We start from the raw sequence: 20,273 nt of genomic DNA on the forward strand, positions 1-20,273 counted from the left end.
AAACACCCGCCACAAGATTACAGAAAAAAATGGCTCGTGAAGCGACGTAGTCACTTCACGAGCCACAAAAAATTCAATTCTTATTTTTTTAATTCAGAAACAGTCACAAACGTATAACCTTCTCCTTGTAAATAAGCAAGCACTGCGTCTAGCCCATCTGCAGTGGATGAATGAATATCATGCATTAATACAATGGAACCATCTTTCACATGTGTTTTCACATGCTCCAGTAAGTGTTTTGCATCCTTGTATTTCCAATCGAGTGTGTCAACATCCCAAAGGATGACTGGAAGGGAAGTCTGACTACGAACTGTTTTATTTACTGCTCCATAAGGAGGACGGAATACAGTGGGTTTGCTGCCAGTTGCTTTTTCAATTGCATCGCTTGTATTATTAATCTCGGAAGCTATTTTTTCTACACTAGCTTTTGTTAAATCAGAGTGGGTCCATGTATGATTTCCCAATTCATGACCTGCTTCTTTTATTTCTTTAACAACGTCAGGGTAGAAAGAAACCCGACTTCCAAGCATAAAAAATGTAGCTTTTGCATTATACTTTTTAAGGGTATCTAGAATTTTTCTAGTGGTGACTGGATTAGGGCCATCATCAAATGTTAAGGCTACAACCTTACCGTTTGCAGGTATTTTGATTGCTTCCTCTTTTGGCGTTTCTGTTGCAACAGGCTCTTCTTTCTCAGGGACTTTACCAATAGGCTTTGTATCTACTGTGCCGGTGGGAAGTTTATACTCATCTGCTAAAATATCGTTTAGATCAGAGAGCGGGATGGAAATTATTGGTTCTCCAGCAGCTCCTGATGCAATTTCATAATTACTATAATAAAAATCAATTGAATTTGTGTTCAATACAAAATTAGTAAAGTTACCCCACTTAGGCGCTGTTTTAACCTCGAATTGATTTAGTAATAAATAGGGACTTAATTGTTTATTAGATGTAATCGCATTTCTCACTCTAGTTGAAAGTATCTCCAGTGATTTCTCGTTTTTTGCAAGAAGGTCCTCGATCGTTAGCATATGACCTGATTGGTTATGTAAATGAATGATCTTTGTTTCAGATATTCCGTTAGCTCCTCTCGTATACATTTTCGAATGGATGACAAATGAGTAATCACCAGTAGTATTCTGGAAAACTTCAAATGATATATTTAACTCACTTTTAGTATGCTTTTTTGTTTCGCCAAAGTACTTTGTTTCATCTAAGTAAAGTGTTTTAAAATTTTGGGTATATTCCTTCACTATTTTGTTGAAGCTTGGAACATCACTTTGGGGATACTGAATTGCAAAAGGTGTAAATACATCGTTGGATGTTTCGGTAATTATACGGATTCCTGGATAAACGGATGCCTTTTCATTCACTTCTTCCGCAGCTCTTATAGGTTGGTTCGCAGTAATATTGTTTTCTTGCTTTTTGGAAGAATTAGGAATCCAAAGAAGAAAAGCAATTAAACTACTTAATGAGAGGATAGCAACAATAAACATAATATCGATCCAGCGACTTCTTTTACTGGATCTTGGATTTAAAGACATGGTAATTCTCCTTTTCTAATACATATATATTATATTAGATTAGACGGATGAATGGGTGATAAAGTTTTAGTATATCTTGTTTTTATTTCCACTGTTCGATAAGATTATCGTAAATGGAGGAAGGAAGGTGTTCCAACTGACGCCAAACTATGAATTAGCAGTAGAATGCTGCCTACTCGCGGGCCGATTAATGATGGAAAGCGGAGCTGAAACATACCGTGCAGAAGATACGATGGATCGTATGGCTCAATCGCAGAAATTGACGGAATCACAAAGCTTTGTTACTCCTACTGGGATAATTTTTAGTGGAAATAAAGCACTTCCTACTAGATTAGTGAGGATTAATAATAGAACAACAGATTTAGGGAAAATTGCTCTAGTAAATGGAGTTTCTAGGAAGTTGGCAAATACAGAAATTTCATTGGAGGATGCGTATGAAGAGTTGAAAAAAATTGATGAAGAGCATAAAATGTACCCATTTTGGATTCAGATTATTGCTGCTTCCATTGCCTCGGGGGCCTTTCTTATATTGTTTGGTGCTAAGTTATTAGATATTCCAACTGCTATGATTGCGGGGGGGATCGGCTATGCTATAGCCGATAAGTTAGAACTAAAAACAAAAGTAAAGTTTTTCGCGGAATTTTTAGCTGCATTGGTTATTAGTGGTATTGCAACATTCTCGGTGGCATATGGAATGGGCAGTGAAGTAGATAAGATTATTATTGGATCTGTCATGCCGCTTGTTCCAGGTCTTCTTATTACAAATGCTGTACGTGACTTAATGGCGGGGCATTTTGTGTCAGGGTTATCCAAAGGAGCAGAAGCATTTCTTACAGCATCTGCGATAGGCGCTGGTGTTGCCATTATTTTATCATTGTAAGGAGGAAGCAAATGCATATGTCGTATTTATTACAAGGAGTATTAAGTTTTACTGCAGCAACCGCGTTTGGGATAGTTTTCAATGCTCCAAAGAACTCCCTTTTTTATTGCGGTCTTGTTGGGATGACGGGTTGGCTAATATATTCTTTTGTAGACCAACTAACAAATGATCCTGTGAAGTCTTCCTTTGCGGGAGCATTTACAATTGCATTTGTTGCGCATTTGATGGCAAAACGAATTAAAATGCCAATGATTATTTTTAGTGTAGCGGGAATTATCCCTTTAGTACCAGGAGGTGTTGCATATACAGCAATGCGCCACATTGTGGAGGAAGATTATGGTTTAGCTATTGAATTTGCCTCCCGTGCATTAATGATTTCTGGTGCTATTGCTATTGGTTTAGTATTTGCAGAGATAATTACAAAATTACTATTAAGAACGATAAAAAAGCCCAAATTAAAACCGTGAAAAAACTTAAATGTTTTTCACGGTTTTTGCATCTTTACTTAGCAATGCTTCTATTTCATTCGCTGAAATAGGTTTGCTTACATAATATCCTTGAATAGCATCACAACCCATTTGTTTCAAAAGCTGATATTGATCAATGGTTTCAACTCCCTCGGCCACAACACGAATGCTCAAGGAATGTCCAAATTGTATTAAGCCCTGAACAAGATGTTGTAGCTTCTCTTGTTGCATAAGTGAGTTGATAAATGATTTGTCTACTTTTAATTGACTGATTGGAAGAAGTTGTAGATACCTTAATGATGCATAGCCAGTACCAAAATCATCTAGCACGAATGACACGCCGTCCGCCTGTAACTTTTGCATTTGTTGGATAATCGACTTCTCTGCCTCTGCCTCTAAAGCAAATTTCTCCGTAAATTCTATTTGTAAAGTTTCTGGTGAACAATTATATTTCTCTAACATTTTGCGAATTATTTTCACCATATTTTTATCTCGAAATTCGCGTATAGAGGAATTGAAACTTACCTTAATAGGAAAACCTTTGCTTTGCCAAATAGATGCTTGCTCACAACACTTTTCAAGCATAAAAGTACCTATTTCGTTGATCAATCCAGTTTCTTCCGCAATCGGAATTAGCTCTTCTGGAGAAATGACACCTAGTACTTCATCTTCCCAACGAACAAGTGCTTCCACAGTGGTAATTTTACCGGTCTGCACATCTTTTTGTGGTAGGTACATAACATGAAGATCATTTTGATTTAATGCTTCTAGTAATCGTTTTTCGATTTGTATTGTTCTACTTAGTTTGTGTTGATCGGATTGGGAAAGACTTACAATCGTTCCTCCACCTTCTTTTTTAATCTTTTGAATGGTGGCATTGGAAGCTTTTATCAAGTGTATATAGGATTGTTGATCTTCTGGATATTTAGTAATAGCGCCACTTATTGTGATTGGAACGATCTTATTATTTAAATAAATAGGATTTTGTTTTAAATAGTTTGTGAATCCTTGTATATACCAATCGCTTAAAGGAGTGAGGAGGGCAAATTCATCTCTGCCAGTTCGAGCGATGGTCGTCTCTTCAAAATATACTTTTAACCTTTTAGTAAACTCTATTAAAAGTTCTGCTTCTGTTTGATCATTGAATATCTCTTTCAATGTATAAAACTGATCTATTGTAATGAAAACAAAGGAAAAATTCCTATTCTCCACAATATGCTCTTTAACGACTTCCTCTAAGCGATACCTACTCATCAGTCCCGTGTCCATATCCACGTATGCTATTTGCTCTAAACGAGATTGAAATAATTTTTTTTCTGTAACTTCCTCTTCCAATAATAAATAATAGAGCGTGTTATTCTTTGAGTCGGCAACTGGCATAGCAAGTAAATTTACCCAGTATTTTGCACCGTCTTTTGTTGTTTTCTCAACAGTACCTTGGAACCTTTCACCTCTGTTAAGAGTTTTCATTATTTTATCTGCAACTAGCATATTATCCGGTGTATCAGGAAGCAACTGCCAAAATGATTTACCTAAGATTCTTTTTGGAGTCCAGTTACTTTTCTTTAAAAATTGTGTATTAGCATGAGTGATTAAACCTTCTCTATCCAAATAAACAACCATAAAAGATTCTGACAGATTTTTTTTCAACAACTGTAATTCTAAAAATGAAGATGAATCTGAATTTGGAATATGATCTGTTTCAACAAGAAATAAAACATACCGATTATGTTCAAAAGTAAAGGATTTTGCTAAAAGAGAAGCCTTCGATTGTTCACCGTTTTCGTGATAAAGCAGGACGGAATCATACCGAATAGGTTCCACATTATGTAATAGGTTTTCAAATAAGGAGGAAAAATGTCCTTGTAAACTATTATCAAACAAAGGAGGATAATCTGTTTTAATATTATCAAAAGTATATCCAAAATGTCTTTCAGCTTCTCTACTAAACCAAATGATATTTCCATCTTTATCTGTCAAAAAGGTCGGATAAGGTAAATGGCTAAAAATGGCGCTGCATGAATCTAGTAATTCTTTCATAGAATTCATCTTTACGACCCCTTTCGTTATTATTCTATTAATTATATAGAATAGAGTGAATTTAGTCATTACTATAGAGCAATATATTCACGTTATTAAAGTAAATGGATATTTTGATCCAATTGTATAGTGATTTTATGACCTATTTTTGTTGTAATAAAAATAAGTTAGAGTAAAATTAAAACAATGAGAATGAGGTGACTAGAAAGTGGAACGTTGGAAAGGTATTACATTAATAATAGTGGGTGCGATGCTTTGGGGTGCTTCTGGTCCCATGATGGAGTGGGTATTACACAATAGTAATTTTTCAATTCAATTTTTTATGACAATTCGTTTGACTGTTGCTGGCCTATTTCTATTATTATTTTTAAAGTTAAGTGGAAAGAAGATTTTTGCAATTTGGAAAGAGCCAAGCTGGTGGAGACAACTAGTCGTCTTTGGGATTTTCGGAATGCTTGGTGCTCAATACACATTTGTTGCCACAATAGAAGCTAGTAATGCATCAATTGCAACATTATTACAATTTTTAGGTCCAATCTATATTGTTCTACTTGTCTCCTGGAAAAGTAGAAAGTTTCCTCCGAGATATCAAGTGATTGGTATTGTCGGCACACTTTTTGGTTTGTTTTTTTTGTTGACGAATGCCAAACTGGACGAGCTATTGATAAGTACAGAGGCTTTACTTTGGGGGCTAGGCGTAGGCCTAACGTTTGCTTTTTATACGGTGTACCCAGCTAGACTTATGAAAGAATGGGGAGTACTGATTGTTGTAGGATGGGGTATGTTAGTAGCTGGTATAGTTTTAGCAATCGTTACTCAATGTTGGCGATCAAATGAGTGGAACTATTTGGCGGAGTTTCCGGTGAATTTGATGATTGCTTGTATCATAATAATCGGTACTGTTGCATTTGTGCTCTTTTTATCAAGTATGAAATACATAACCGCGGTCGAAACAAGCATTCTTTCCAGTATGGAACCCTTAACAGCTATGGTTATTTCAGTGATTTGGTTTGGACAAATTCTTGGAGCATGGCAATACTTCGGTGTAGTAGTTATGCTAATTTTTGTTACATGGCTTTCCATTGCAGGGGAGATAAAGCGGAAGAAAAAAGTACTCATGGAATAAAAAAATAGTGTGGATAACTTTGGGATTAGGTTCCAGGAATATGAAAATTCCTGAAACCTTTTTATTTTTTAGAATTAGAAAACATAGAGGCTAAAAAGGTTGATTTCCGCTGCAGGCGTCCCCCCTTTCCGCTCAATTAATAAAATAATTATTATTCGAGTTTTAATAATTGTATGCTTTTTATGAAATTAACTTTATCTATACAGCATCTATATAAACTAGCATCTCCACTTATTAAAGTGGGCAAAGAACGCATTGTTTTTATACTGCGTCGTAAGAAAGTTACTGCTAGGATTTTCGCTGCAGAACGGACGCTTTCCGCAGGGTGAGCGATGAGCCTTCACCGTCTCTACGCGCCGTTGTGAAGTCTCATTTTGCTCACTTGATCCTGCTGGAGTCGCCGCCCTGCAGCGAAAATCCATCCTATTTGCTAACTATTCAACATCACTACTATATTTCGTTCAATCTTATGAAGTGTTTTCTAAAATAAAATCCAATAAATGGCTGAACGAGACCAATCAAGTGATGTTCGCAACTAACTTACCGTCAAACGAGACAAAAACTATCGCAAACGAGACCAAATTGCTACTCAACGAGACCATTTCTCATAATAAAGCTTTAACTTAGTGTGAGATGGCACTTATAAAGTGTGAGCTATCATTATATTGTGCAAATCCATCCAAATGTTGCTCATATCTCGCTCTATTTTGCGCATATGCCTTGTAAGATTAAGCAAAATGTATTCTATGTTGTGGATAACAAGTAAAATAATGCACATTATTGATTGCAGCGGCAGGCGGCGACTCCGAAGGGATCAGGGAGACAGATGAGACCGCACAAGCGGCGCACATGCGACGGTGCTGGCTCATCCGCTCCCCCCTCGGTAAGCGTCCGCCTAGAGCGGAAATCCCGGCGGTCACTATGACGCAGTATATAAAAAATCCGTTATATATTACGCGTAATAAAAAACACCGTGTGCATGATATTGTCCCCTCGTCCAAACTGAAACGAAAACAAACATATTTTAACGAAGATTTTAATGCTTTCCTTACAAGTATTTTGTGTAAGAAAGTGGTTAATCAAATGTGTTAGTAGTGTGAATAATCAAAGATTACCTAAACAATAGGTCATCTTTTTCTATAAGTTTTCGGATAATTATGGCATAATAGGTTTTAACAATAATTAATTCGAGTAACGAAGAATCTAGGGGTGTTTTAGACGTGAAGACAGTTTTATCTTATTTATCTCCTTATAAGTGGCTTGTAGTTACTGCATTATTCTTAATGCTAATAGAACTTTCTGTAGAGCTTATTCAGCCACTATTAATAGGTACTATCATCGATGATGGAATACTAGCAAAGAACCAGCAATCGATTATTTTTTGGGGAAGTATTATGCTAGGCTGTTCGGCTATTGCATTTTTAGCAGGAATTATTAATACATATATTGCTTCTCATGTTGTACAAAGCTATGGATATGATATACGACAAGTACTTTTTAAAAAAATTCAATCGTTTACGATGGCAACTTTTTTAAAATTTCCTTCCGCTAGTTTAATCACAAGACTAACGAATGATGTGACAATTACACAAAACCTTTTTTTTATGGGTCTTCGTATTATGTTACGTGCTCCGTTAATAGTTATTGGCAGTATCATAATGTCTTTCTTTGTAAATGCATATTTAGCAATGTTCTTAGTAATTGGCGCACCTATTTTAGTCATCTTTCTGTACGTTATGAGTCGGAAAGGGATGGAACTTTTTGCAAAAGTACAAAAAAGTGTAGACCGAGTGACGCGTAAAGTACAAGAAAATTTGCAAGCAGTTCGATTGATAAAAGCGTATTTACGTGGCAACTTTGAGTCGAGCAGATTCGCAGGAGTTGCAGATGTACTGAAAGTGGATAATGTGAAGGCATTTAGGATTATGGAGTTAATATTACCAGTACTTCTATTTATCATGAACATAAGTTTAATGGCAGTTCTCTGGTTTGGTGCAAAAGAGATACAAGCAGGAGGAGCACAAATGGGGGAGCTTGTTGCAATTGTTAACTATGCAATGCGAATGACAGGTGCTTTTTCTATGTTTTCCTTTATTATTGTCTTTTTCTCTCGAGCGAAAGCATCTGCAGAACGTATGGAAGAAGTATTAGTTGTGGAAGAAGGAATAGAAGAGATCAGTACTTATCCAGTCGATGCTCATCCAGGAGTCGGGGAAATTGAGTTTCAACACGTATCCTTTCATTATCCAACAACAGATGCTCCTGTTTTAAAGGATGTATCCTTTACTGTTAAAGCTGGTTCCAAACTCGCGATAATGGGAGCGACTGGTTCTGGTAAATCCACGCTACTAAATTTAATTCCGCGGTTTTTTGATGCAACAGAGGGAAACATTTTTATAGACGGAGTAGAAGTAAAAGAATGGCCATTAAAAGAACTTCGACAAGTAATTGGGCTAGTTCCACAACAATCGATCCTTTTTACAGGAAGTATTGAAGAAAATTTAGGTTGGGGTGACTCTACTGCAACGGAAGAGTTATTAAAAGAAGCTGCAAAACAAGCGCAAATTCACAACTCTATTGAGCAATTTCCAGATCAATACGAAACGAGAGTTGGTCAAAAAGGAGTTAATTTGTCAGGCGGGCAAAAGCAAAGATTATCCATTGCACGTGCATTAGTCCGTAAGCCAGAAATTTTATTGTTAGACGATAGTACAAGTGCGCTAGATGTTTCGACGGAAAATGCATTGTGGGAAGCATTAGAAGACGAACAAGCAACGATGCTTGTCATTACACAAAAAATTAGAACAGCTAAAGGTGCAGACCAAATTCTTTTACTAGAAGAAGGGGTTGTCTCCGCTTATGGCACGCATGATGAATTGATGGAGAGCTCTTCTTTATATAGAGAAATTGCAGAATCACAGCAGGAGGGTGATCATCATGTTGAACTTCATTCGTAAACCTTTTGGATATGAACCGATTGTAACGAGGGATGACTTAAAGAAAAGTAGTAAGAAGAAAGTGGAAAAAGCATCTGACTGGAAAAGCGTACTTGCGCGTATTTGGAAATTAGTAGACGAGCAACGATTTTTATTAATCGTTGTGCTTTTATTAGTAGTTATAAGCTCTGCTCTAGCCTTGCTTGGTCCATATATGATTGGAATAATAATCGACGACTATATTACGAAAAGCCGGTTTGCAGGGCTTTCGACAATGATTGGGATATTAATCGTTGTGTATGTCTTTTTGTCAATTGCAATGTATTTGCAAAATTATTGGATGATTGGCATTTCGCAGCAAACGATTTATAGACTACGAACCGGATTATTTAATCATTTACAAAGACTCCCAGTATCATTTTTTGATAAAAGACAACATGGTGAGTTAATGAGTCGGATGACGAATGATATTGAAAACGTTAGCCAAACGCTGAATTCATCTTTTATACAAGTATTTTCAAGTATACTAACGTTAGTTGGAACTACTGTAGTTATGCTTCTCTTAAGTCCTTTATTGACAGCTATTACGCTTGTAATCGTTCCTTTTATGTATGTTGCGATGCGTTGGATTACGAGACGTACATCGAAATTGTTCAAGGAACAGCAGCAAGCAGTTGGTGAAATGAATGGAATGATTGAAGAAACGATTTCTGGTCAACGAATTGTCAAGGCATTTTCCCAGGAAAGTCGTATGCTAGAAGAGTTTTCAGTAAAGAGCGAACGACTGAAAAGAACGGGATTTTGGGCGCTGATTTACTCCGGTTTTATTCCAAAGGTGATGAACTTTCTAAATAATGTAAGCTTTACGCTTGTAGCAGCGGCAGGCGGTGTGTTGGCTTATTATGGTCAGGTGACGATTGGAGAAATTGTAATTTTCACAGAGTATGCACGTCAGTTTACTCGACCTCTAAATGACTTAGCAAACCAATTTAATACAGTACTTTCTGCAATCGCAGGGGCAGAGCGTGTTTTTGGGATTATGGATGAACGTGTAGAAATTGACGTAGCGGTGGATAACAAAGACTACAAGATAAAAGGAAATGTCACTTTTGAAAATGTGACATTCCGGTACAATCAAGAAGAGGAAATCTCAACAATTCAGCATGTTTCTTTCCATGTAGATGCAGGTAAAACTGCTGCTTTGGTCGGTGCAACTGGCGCAGGGAAAACAACCATTATGCAACTCCTTGCTCGTTTTTATGAAGTAAATGAAGGGCGTATTTTAATGGATGATATTCCGATGGACAACTTGCCAAGGCATACATTACGTAGTCAAACAGCCTTTGTATTACAAGATCCGTTTCTTTTTGAAATGAATGTTAGAGAGAATATTCGTTATGGGAAATTAAATGCAACAGATGAAGAAATAGTATATGCTGCAAAAGAAGCAAATGCACACGACTTTATTATGAAGCTACCTAATGGATATGATACGATATTAACAGCCGATGGAGGAGAGATTAGCCAAGGCCAAAAGCAGTTATTATCGATTGCTCGAGCACTCGTAGCAGATCCTGCTCTCCTACTACTGGATGAGGCAACGTCTAGTATTGATACAGTAACAGAACTAAAAATACAGGAAGCACTCGAACGATTAATGGAAGGTAGAACGAGCTTTGTTATTGCCCATCGATTAAATACTGTTCGAAAAGCAGATCTTGTATTTGTAATGGAAAATGGAGAGCTTATCGAATCAGGTTCCCAAGAAGAGTTGTTAAAACAAAAAGGTCGTTATTTCGAAATGGTGACAAGCACGAAGATTTAAGGAGGATATATGGATATATCAATTATGACTGTCTCGATTCCGTTAGATATAGAAACAATGGAAGAAATAAACGTACTAGTGCAAGAATCATTTCTTCAAGACAAAGTAAATTACACGTCACTATTAAGTGTCGCTGAACTTTCTGATTATTATTTAAAAGGTTTTTGTGTGTTAGCATACGAAGACGAAACAGATAAATTAGTTGGAGTAGTGTCGGCTGTAGACCGGATAGCTACACTAGATTTTGAATGGAGTGCGGTTGTATTACCAAATGCTCGCAGGCAAGGTATAGGGGAGCATCTAGTGCAGGAGCTTGCGAAAAATTTAAAGCTTAGAGGAGCAGAAACAGAACTAGCATTGGTACCTGAAAATTCGGAAGCTGGTCAGCAGTTATTAAAGAAGTTTGGCTATGTACATGACTATTCAGAAATAACAATGGCAGTAAATGCAGTAGCAAATGAATCTTTTAATAAAGTACAAATCACCTCATATAATATGGAAGAGTCAGAGCTAATTGAGGTGTTAGTAAGTGCATTTGGTGACACAGAAGAAGAAGCAAGAGAAATGATTGTTTTTAATAATGAAACTCCTAATCGCAGACTAATGCTCGCGATAGTAGACAAGGAAGTTGTAGGTACTGTTGCTATCGTGGATGATTCCGATAAATTATGGGTGACAGGGCTTGCAGTGCATAAAAAATCTCGAGGAAAAGGAATAGCAACTAGGCTATTAAATTGGTCCAAAAATGAAGCCCATCATTTAGGCAAGACAGCTGTTTATCTAGATGTGGAAACAGATAATGAAAAAGCATTATCTGTCTATAAAAAAGCAGGATTTAAAAAAATAAATCATACGGATTTCTATAGAAAAGGGTGACTCGATTGGGTCATTCTTTAAGACTGTAGACAAACTCGAAAGAAACGAGTTGTCTACAGTCTTTTTATTTTTATATAGGGTAAATTTCGGTTTTCCTAAGCTTACAGCTAGTGGATGCCTCTCCAAACCAATATGAGTTTACCTACTTGTGGCGGCTAGTTTTATGGGTATTGTGTCCCTAGATAGCAATTCTAAAAAGGTAATTATTGAATTTAAAAGGACATGGATACATAAGTGGAGAATATGTTTATTATCTAATTAAAGGAGAGGATTTGGGTGAAAGAAAAATTATTAAGGATAGGAACTGTTTATATACCAGTGACAAATGTGAAGCTCGCTTGTCAATGGTATGTGAGTAAATTAGGTGCAGAGTTAAGCTATCAAGATGAAGATAAAGCAATTCTAAATTTTGCAAACCAAAGTATATTTCTTGTTAAATCCAAAGAAAACCAAAGCTCTAATTTCTATGATATTTACGGTGAAGAGCGTTTTTCTATGACTTTTGAAGTGAATGGGTTAAATGCTTTAGAAGCTATTCATCAAGATTTTATCGAAAAAGAAATAAAAGTTGGAGAAATTGAAAACAGGGGTCACGTTGGTAGAAACTTTGTTTTTTATGATTTAGATGCCAATAAATTTGATGTTTGGAGTGAAATAAGTCCAATATTTAAAGAAAGATACCTTAGCTCAGGTTAGAAAAAAATCTTAATAGCTAATGTCAAAATATTTTAGGAGGTTTTTTTATGGAGAATTCCTTCCGACAGTTCCTCCATACTTATTTAGAAGTTTGGAGAACATCATCTTTAATAGAATTAAAAGATTTAATATCAAAAGAATATCAAGCAAGAGAAATAACAGGTGGAGAAATAGTTGACTTTGGTTATGAGGAATCAATCAAAGGATGGGAAGAGGGTTTTAACTTTGTCAAAGATAATAGAGCTCAGTGGGACTTAAACGAAATTTCAATTTTGTCTTTAAACGAGGATGAAGCAATGGCAATTTTATCAGCTACTTTGATTGTTCAAGGTAAGAATTTAGAAACCGCAAATTTATTCTTTCAAACATTCAAAAAAAGTGGAGATAATGATTGGAAATTGGTAAGAAGTTATATTGAAGCAGGTATCTCTAACATCGACCGTATGCAAACTAACTAAATATGTGGTGTTAATTTATTATGGAACTAACGTAAAATCAGAATTTTTCAACTTTATATTAGGCGAAGACGTATATATTTTAAAGGGTTTAGAACTACAATGAAATGGGAGGTGTTGTGTATGAAAAGAAAGATGAAACTGTTTAGTATTACAATCGTGTTTGGCATTATCGCTATTGTTTCGATTGTTTGTAATATATTTTGGATTGAATATGCACATCCGTTAGTCATAGCAAATCCCATATTAGATTTGCTGTTTCGGAATGGCTTTAGTTTTATTATCGACAATGAATTACAGAGTCAAGAAGCGGGTAGCTATTTTTTACATTACAATCGATGGGCATATTGTATTCATTTTGTGAGTTGTTTAATAGTTGGAAGCCTTATAGATGTGGTTAAAAATAAGTTTTTATTCGGGAAAGTTTTGAGTGTTTAGTTAAATGAAGGAGCGTAAAGAGTATTTTTTTCTGCTCTCCTTTAATTTTATAGGTGATATCAACCATCCCATTAATCGTAGTCTATTAAAAAAGCAACGCATATAGCAGTGCAGTTGGTTATATGCATTTATTTATATTTATAATGCAAGATAATTATTGCCACAGGAAAGAGGACTGACACTTCATTTTATTAGTGTCAGTCCTCTTTCGTATTAGATTTCAGAAATTCTAATTTTACAAAACGGAATATTTCCAATAAAACCATATTTAGACTAACCCAAACTCCTCCAAAAAGGTATCCAGCTACTACATCACTTGGGAAATGATTATTAAAATAAATTTGACTGAGTCCTAAAAGAAATGAGACTCCTATAACAAAAAGAAACAAGCCTGACTTAATCCAAGTTATGTGAATATGACGAGAGAAAAGAAAAGATGTAAAACCTAAAACAGTTATAGTAATAAGTGTTTGTTCACTTGGAAAGGACTCCGGTAAAAGACTTGGACCAACTCGAAGGAAAATTTCTGTTAATACTTCGGTTAGATAAGCACCGCCAAGTAAAACGAATAGCAAAAAGGATGCTTCCAACAAACGATTTTCCTTTTGGAACATAATGAAAACAAATGTGATGAAAGAAATAGTGAAAAGCAGGTAATAAGAATCTAGGTAGGAAAATATTATCATCCAAAACTTCCAGTCTTCATCGAAAATAGCATGTACGATAAAGGAAGTTATATTGTCAAAATCAGCAAACTCATGTGCTAAGAAATCTTGAATTAAGCCTACCATCAAGAAGAAAAGTGTTAGAAACAAGATAAAAGAGAAAAATAGTAGAAAACGAACCTTCCTTAAAGATTGAAAAGTTTCAATCATCTTATTTAGCAGAACGGAAATTGAAACGTATAGCTGCTCTTGATGTTTATTAAAGAAATAGTAGACTATGGCTAATATTACTAATATAGAGCCTATAATTACTAAATACTTTGTGATTGTTTGATGGTACTGTTCCCATTGGGGACCAAGTATTTTTCCTAAAGAAATAAATGTGGACGTCCATAAAAAAGCACCAGTATAAGCATATATGGCATATGTTCGAAAAGGCATGCGTATTATGCCGGAGAAATAGCCAGTAATATGACGAATACCAGGAATGAAGAATGCGATTACGAGTAGCTTCACTCCAAAACGTTCAAACCATAGTGACGTTTTTTTTAACTTTTCAGGACCAAAATGAATTCTGTGACCATGCTTTTCAAAAAAACGGGGTCCTAATTTCATACCAATCCAATAAGATAGAGTCATTCCAATTGAAGTGCCTATCCCAGCTGTTAAAATGCTAAGCATCCAACTATAATGACCCTGGTAAACCATCAAACCAGCATAGGTCATAAGAACTTCCCCAGGTAAAGGTAAGGCAAGAAGTTCAAGGAAGAGTGAAATTCCAAGCACAAAGTATCCGTATTGTTCCATTAAGCTTTGAATGAAGTGTGCCATGTTGCCCTCCCGGATTGTTTGTAAACTTGAACGAAACTGGTATCCAATAAGTCGTATGACAATTTGAATTAATGAATGAATTCATTATAAAGCAATAATCTCTTCTTTAACAATTGAAGTGATTTGAAATAATAAGAACATATTGTTTTCATTCTCCGAACTCGATTAACAAACTCGAAACATACACTCCACATCTTTTTCATAAACTTTCTATAAGATGAATGGGGAAGAGACCATTCAATCGAAAAGGGGAGATATTATTGGGTTTAAATGAACACAATGTAACAATGAAAGTTTCGAAAAAACGGTTGAATTTACCTTTCTTTTACGTAAGCAAGAAAGTACAAACAAGTTTGCAAAGAATTCTATTAAAAAAAGCAAGACCACCTAAGCTGAAATATATTCCTTTTCCATCTAGGAAGTAATTAATCGTACGTCATCCCGCTTGTGTGGATGACGTTTTTAATATGTGGTGCAGTATATAATGAAATAAGGACTAAATTGATTGGGGAGGTTTTCAATTGAAAATTTATGCACATAGAGGGTCGGCAGGGACGCATCCAGAAAATACAATTGCTTCTTTTAAAGCAACTGCAAAATTCCCCGTACATGGCGTTGAGTTTGATGTTCATATGACAAAGGATGGAGAACTTGTTGTTATTCATGATGAATCCATCGATCGTACCTCGAATGGACATGGTTATGTTAAGGATAAGACACTTGCAGAATTAAAAGGTTATGATTTTGGTGGATGGTTTTCTACTAAGTATAAAGGGGAAAAAATTCCTACCTTAAGAGAAGTACTTTACGTTTTTAAAGATACACGTCACCATTTGAACATAGAATTGAAATCAGATGTTTTTCCGTATGTGGGAATGGAAGATAAAGTCCTTCAGATGTTAAAGGAATATAGATTAGAGAGCAGAGTTGTTATTTCTTCTTTCAACCACGAAATGGTAAAAAACTTTAAAATGCTGGCGCCGCAAATTGAAACTGCAATATTATTTATGGAAGTAATGATAAAACCTGATGAATATGCAAGTATAGTTGGAGCAGATGCATTACATGCGTTCTTTCCTACGGCATTTAGAGCAATGGGAAAAGAAGCAATAGCTAGTGGAAGACAATTTCGCGTGTTCACTGTGAATGACGAAATCTATGCGGATAAGCTACAAGAAATTGGTGTTGACGCGATTTTTACAGATTTTCCAGAAAAAATGTACCAATTTTTGAACCGAAGAGTTTAATGAGTAGATATATTGTAAAAAAGTCAGTTTATCTGGATATGCAAGCAATCAAACAAAAAGAGGATATCTCACTCGTCGAAAATCAAATGACGGATGAGATATCCTTTTTTAAAAAAAGAAAGTAGATAAATTTGTGAGCCATGAACAGATTGATTTCCACTGCAGACTGGCGCTTACCGCGGTGCGGGCGATCAGCTAGCGTAAATCCTTATAGTTCCTTTCAATTGGTCTCGGGTTGAACACAATTGATCTCGAAGTTCCACAAAAATTTCAACGGTAATAGTGTAGTTGATGTTTTGTCCAAAGCACTCGAAGAATTGAAAAGACAAGATGTACTTATAGGACGTTTACGTTTTTCCTATTTTTTCAATAATAAATACATAAAATAAGGAGCACCGATTAATGCAACCATCACTCCAGCTGGAATTCCATTTGGTTCTATAATATTTCGACCAATCGTATCTGCAAAAAGTAAAAGCCAGCCGCCGATTAATATAGCGATTGGTATATACAATTGATGTCTTGGACCAACTAGTGACTTTGCAATATGTGGAGCCATTAATCCGATAAAAGCAATTCCTCCCGTAACGGATACTGCTGATGCTGCAAGTGCAACAGCAGCAAGCAAGAGAACGATTCTTTCTTTCTCAATAGATACCCCAACCCCAACAGCTACAGGTTCACTTAATCCTAGTAGATTTAATTTATTTGCTTTATAAAAAGTGAAAGGGATAAGGACGATTAGCCATGGTAAAAGTGCCAATATAAACGGCCAATCAGATCCCCAAATGTTACCTGCTAACCATTTTGCGATAAAATCTACTTTTTGACGCTCTGCTGATGAAATAAGCACAATCATCAAACCGGATAATGCCATGGAAAATCCAATGCCGACAAGTATTAAGCGGACTGGCTGCAAGCCTACTTTTCGATTATAAGATAGTATGTAAATAAAAAATGCAGTAAGTAAAGCTCCGACAAATGCAACAACAGGAAGCATATATACAAAAGAACCTGGCTGTATAGGGAAAAACAAGAAAAATAGAGCTATTGCAACTCCAGCTCCAGCATTTATCCCAATAATCCCTGGGTCAGCCAAATCATTGCGTGTAATGCCTTGTAAGATTGCACCCGATAGAGCCAAGGCCATTCCTGCAAGAAATGTAATAACAATCCGTGGTAATCGAACCGAAAATAATACAAATTCTTCTTTAAATGTCCCATTACCTAATATAGTAGGTAATAAGCGATCAAATGATAAGGAAGAGTAACCAATTCCGGCACTAATAAATGCAGTTAACACAATTAGGGCAAGTAAAATTAGTAGAATGATACGTTGTTTTTTTAATAGCTGAGATTGAATCATTGGAATACACCTCCTCCTTTGCGAACAATGAGAAGAAAGAAAGGCAGTCCCATTATTGCGATGATCGCTGCAACGGGAGTTTCATAAGGAATGTTTATAGTACGACCAAGTGTGTCAGCTATCAGCATCATAATAGCGCCAACTACAACCGACATTGGAATAATAAATCGATAATCAGTACCAACAACAGCCCGGACGATATGGGGTACCATTAACCCAACGAATGCCATATTACCGACAATTGCCACAGAAGCTCCAGCAAGTAATATAACTACAATAAAAAGAATCATTTTAATTTGAGCTGTTTTCTGACCAAGCCCAACAGCAACTTCTTCATTTAGACTTAAAATAGTAAGTTGTCTAGAGAGTAGCAGAGCAACTAATATACCAATACTAATAAAAGGACTAATAATTGCTAACTGTTTCCAAGAGGTACCGATTAAACCACCTGCTGTCCACATGGAGACATCTTTTGACACTTTAAAATAAATCCCAACACCATCCGCAATTGCATATAAAAAAGCAGAAACAGCAGCTCCGGCAAGTACAATTCGTAATGGAGAGAATCCTCCTTTTTTCGCAGCGCTAATGCTGAAAACCATGATTGCACCTACAGCAGCTCCTATGAAACATGCAATCGTAATGCCTAAATAGTTGGAAACAGGCAGAAGTGCAATCGTAATAGAAAGTGCAGCATTTGCTCCAGAAGTGAGTCCGAGTAAGCCAGGATCCGCCAAAGGATTGCGCGTTATTCCTTGCATAATAGCTCCTGATACAGCAAGTGCGGCACCAACGATAATTGCTGCAACTTCTCGTGGTAAACGAATTTCTCGAAGAATATTGATTTGATCATTCTTCAAATTTGAAAACATTGCTTGCCATAAATCCTGAATCGATGTTTGAGCTGCCCCAAATACCATAGCGACGATAAACATAGCGAATAGTAAAACCAAACCGACAATGAACTTTTTACTGAAATGAGCAGAAGATTTCATATTACGTTCCTTTCTCCATGAAGAAAGAGGAATTCTTTAATCGAATTCCTCTTCAATCATTACTTACTGTTTAAAAAGTGATCTTTGAAGAAATCAAGTTGGTAGTCTAATGAAATTGGATCATTAAAATAAAATTCCTTCGCATTTGCTTCAAATACCCGATTATTTTTTACTGCTGGAATGTTTTTGTAAACATCTGTATCTTGGAAAGAGTTATCTTGATCGGACGCTTTACTGAAAATAACATAGTCACCAGCAAATTGAGGTAGAACTTCTAATGATAATGCATAATATCCATCTTTTAATGCCATCTCTTTGACTTTCTCAGGCATTGCTAAGCCCATCGCTTGATAAAGTACTTCTGTTCCGCGTCCCCAGTTATTACCGAATACATATAATTGTTTGTCAAAGTTTTCAATTACTGAAACAGTAGCATCTTTGCCAATAACTCCTTTAATCTCTTCTCCCGCAGTTTTAGCGCGTTCTTTAAAGTCATTAATCCAATCTTGCGCTACTTTTTCTTTGTTTAAAAGTTTTCCTATTTCTAAATGCTGTGTTAAATAATCTAATTTTCCATAAGTGAATGTAACTGTTGGTGCAATTTCTTTTAATTTATCTAAGTTTTGTGCAGTAGAAAGACCGATGATTAAATCCGGGTCTAGTTCAATAATCTTTTCTAAGTTATCTTCTGATACTTCTTCGACATCCGATAAATAGCTATCGTATCGTGGATTTTGTTTAGACCATGAATCTACGCCAACCATTTTAACACCAAGTGCTGCAACGTTCCCAGCAAATGAAGATACGACAACTACACGTTTAGGATGTGCAGGTACTTCCACAGGACCTTCTTCTGATTGATAAGTAATTGTTGTTGGCTCTTCTTTTTCTTCCGTTGCTTTTGAGTCTGTTTTGGAATCCGAAGAATCATTACCGCAAGCACCTAAAATTAGTACAAACAAAAATAAAATGGGCATTAATAGTTTTTTCATCTTGTTATTCTCCTTTGAGTAAATTGTATGTAATACACATTGGTTTATTTGTTCTTGGATCAACACCGATTTCAGCATTGATATTGAACACATCTTGTAATACTTCTTGCGTAATAACTTCGTGGCAGGTACCAGCTTTAACGATTTCTCCTGCTTTTAAGGCAATAATATTATCTGCAAAGCGCGCCGCTTGATTGAGATCGTGTAAAACCATGACAATAGTGCGTTTTTCATCTCGGTTAAGCTTTTGAAGAAGTTCTAGTACTTCTAATTGATGAGCCATATCTAAATAGGTAGTTGGTTCATCTAGGAAAATAATTTCCGTTTCTTGAGCGAGAGCCATGGCAATCCAAACTCGCTGACGTTGTCCACCGGATAAGGCATCGACAGGGGAGTATTTAAACTCAATCGTACCAGTTACTTGGAGTGCCCATTCAATAACTTCAAAATCCTTTTTTGTGAGCCTTCCGAAGCCTGTTTGATAAGGAAATCGACCGTATGATACGAGCTCACCAACCGTAAGCCCGCTTGCACTATCGGGTGTTTGGGGTAAAATAGCCATCTTCTTTGCTAGTTGTTTCGTATTTTCCTTCGCAACATTTTTTCCATCGAGCACGACAGAACCAGACTGATGCGAAATGATTCGTGTAATTGCTTTAAGTAAAGTAGATTTACCACAACCATTTGGTCCAATAATCGTAGTAATTTTTTGATCAGGTATTTCAACAGACAATTCTTTTACAATTAACCGATCACCATAGCCAATAGACAAATCATCTGTATATAGACGAACCATGTTATAAACCTCCATACTTATAGTTGCGTAATTAAGTGATAACGATTATCATTATCATATGTAACTATATTTAATTTAATGATTAATGTCAACAATAA

Annotated in this window: 17 protein-coding genes; 10 read left to right on the forward strand and 7 right to left on the reverse strand. The window is 36.0% G+C overall.

Annotation, left to right across the window (positions count from 1 at the left end; all coding sequences use genetic code 11):
• Nucleotides 1–80 precede the first annotated feature (80 nt).
• Nucleotides 81–1,544: a polysaccharide deacetylase family protein gene (locus tag ACEPXG_RS02565; protein ID WP_391207190.1), complete on the reverse strand. Its 1,464-nt coding sequence runs from the start codon at nt 1,542–1,544 to the stop codon at nt 81–83.
• Nucleotides 1,545–1,734: 190 nt separating this feature from the next.
• Here ACEPXG_RS02565 and ACEPXG_RS02570 point away from each other — a divergent pair, with 190 nt between their 5' ends.
• Both ACEPXG_RS02570 and ACEPXG_RS02575 read left to right on the forward strand, forming a co-directional pair.
• Complete coding sequence (locus tag ACEPXG_RS02570; RefSeq protein WP_391209738.1) at nt 1,735–2,424, forward strand: threonine/serine exporter family protein; 690 nt, start codon at nt 1,735–1,737, stop codon at nt 2,422–2,424.
• Nucleotides 2,425–2,441: 17 nt separating this feature from the next.
• Nucleotides 2,442–2,891: a threonine/serine exporter family protein gene (locus ACEPXG_RS02575; RefSeq protein ID WP_391207193.1), complete on the forward strand. Its 450-nt coding sequence runs from the start codon at nt 2,442–2,444 to the stop codon at nt 2,889–2,891.
• Nucleotides 2,892–2,897: 6 nt separating this feature from the next.
• Here ACEPXG_RS02575 and ACEPXG_RS02580 read toward each other — a convergent pair whose 3' ends face one another.
• Nucleotides 2,898–4,940, reverse strand: coding sequence for an EAL domain-containing protein (locus ACEPXG_RS02580; RefSeq protein WP_391207195.1), 2,043 nt, complete (start codon nt 4,938–4,940; stop codon nt 2,898–2,900).
• A 199-nt stretch (nt 4,941–5,139) separates the two neighbouring features.
• Between ACEPXG_RS02580 and ACEPXG_RS02585 the strand changes: the two genes are divergently transcribed.
• From ACEPXG_RS02585 to ACEPXG_RS02615, 7 genes are all read left to right on the forward strand, one after another.
• The gene (locus ACEPXG_RS02585) at nt 5,140–6,057 is read left to right on the forward strand and encodes a DMT family transporter (protein WP_391207198.1); all 918 of its coding nucleotides are present in this window, start codon (nt 5,140–5,142) and stop codon (nt 6,055–6,057) included.
• A 1,220-nt stretch (nt 6,058–7,277) separates the two neighbouring features.
• Entirely contained in the window at nt 7,278–9,014 is a 1,737-nt protein-coding gene (locus tag ACEPXG_RS02590; RefSeq protein WP_391207201.1) for an ABC transporter ATP-binding protein, read from the forward strand.
• A complete protein-coding gene (locus tag ACEPXG_RS02595; RefSeq protein ID WP_391207204.1) occupies nt 8,995–10,818 on the forward strand; it encodes an ABC transporter ATP-binding protein in 1,824 nt (607 codons plus the stop codon). The genes ACEPXG_RS02590 and ACEPXG_RS02595 overlap by 20 nt, the downstream gene beginning before the upstream one ends.
• A gap of 9 nt (nt 10,819–10,827) precedes the next feature.
• Entirely contained in the window at nt 10,828–11,694 is an 867-nt protein-coding gene (locus ACEPXG_RS02600) for a GNAT family N-acetyltransferase (RefSeq protein WP_391207207.1), read from the forward strand.
• Nucleotides 11,695–11,970: 276 nt separating this feature from the next.
• Nucleotides 11,971–12,390: a VOC family protein gene (locus ACEPXG_RS02605; protein ID WP_391207210.1), complete on the forward strand. Its 420-nt coding sequence runs from the start codon at nt 11,971–11,973 to the stop codon at nt 12,388–12,390.
• A 47-nt stretch (nt 12,391–12,437) separates the two neighbouring features.
• Entirely contained in the window at nt 12,438–12,848 is a 411-nt protein-coding gene (locus ACEPXG_RS02610; protein ID WP_391207213.1) for a flavoprotein, read from the forward strand.
• A gap of 120 nt (nt 12,849–12,968) precedes the next feature.
• Nucleotides 12,969–13,283, forward strand: coding sequence for a hypothetical protein (locus ACEPXG_RS02615; protein WP_391207216.1), 315 nt, complete (start codon nt 12,969–12,971; stop codon nt 13,281–13,283).
• Nucleotides 13,284–13,480: 197 nt separating this feature from the next.
• Here the strand turns inward: ACEPXG_RS02615 and ACEPXG_RS02620 are convergent, their stop codons facing one another.
• Complete coding sequence (locus ACEPXG_RS02620; protein ID WP_391207218.1) at nt 13,481–14,779, reverse strand: bifunctional DedA family/phosphatase PAP2 family protein; 1,299 nt, start codon at nt 14,777–14,779, stop codon at nt 13,481–13,483.
• 521 nt (nt 14,780–15,300) lie between these two features.
• On the opposite strand from ACEPXG_RS02620, the gene ACEPXG_RS02625 reads away from it, so the two are divergent.
• Entirely contained in the window at nt 15,301–16,026 is a 726-nt protein-coding gene (locus ACEPXG_RS02625; RefSeq protein WP_391207220.1) for a glycerophosphodiester phosphodiesterase, read from the forward strand.
• A gap of 358 nt (nt 16,027–16,384) precedes the next feature.
• Here the strand turns inward: ACEPXG_RS02625 and ACEPXG_RS02630 are convergent, their stop codons facing one another.
• The 4 genes from ACEPXG_RS02630 to ACEPXG_RS02645 are packed head-to-tail and all read right to left on the reverse strand — an operon-like array spanning nt 16,385 to nt 20,175.
• Nucleotides 16,385–17,392 (reverse strand): FecCD family ABC transporter permease, encoded by a 1,008-nt coding sequence (locus ACEPXG_RS02630; protein WP_391207222.1) that lies wholly within the window; start codon nt 17,390–17,392, stop codon nt 16,385–16,387.
• Entirely contained in the window at nt 17,389–18,387 is a 999-nt protein-coding gene (locus tag ACEPXG_RS02635) for a FecCD family ABC transporter permease (protein ID WP_391207225.1), read from the reverse strand. Before ACEPXG_RS02635 ends, ACEPXG_RS02630 begins: the two co-directional genes overlap by 4 nt.
• 59 nt (nt 18,388–18,446) lie before the next feature.
• Entirely contained in the window at nt 18,447–19,379 is a 933-nt protein-coding gene (locus ACEPXG_RS02640; protein ID WP_391207227.1) for an iron-hydroxamate ABC transporter substrate-binding protein, read from the reverse strand.
• Nucleotides 19,380–19,383: 4 nt separating this feature from the next.
• Nucleotides 19,384–20,175 carry an ABC transporter ATP-binding protein gene (locus tag ACEPXG_RS02645; protein WP_391207230.1) on the reverse strand — a complete coding sequence of 264 codons (792 nt, stop codon included), beginning with the start codon at nt 20,173–20,175 and terminating at the stop codon, nt 19,384–19,386.
• Nucleotides 20,176–20,273: the final 98 nt, after the last annotated feature.

The organism is Psychrobacillus sp. L4, assembly GCF_042944905.1.
Taxonomy (GTDB): domain Bacteria; phylum Bacillota; class Bacilli; order Bacillales_A; family Planococcaceae; genus Psychrobacillus.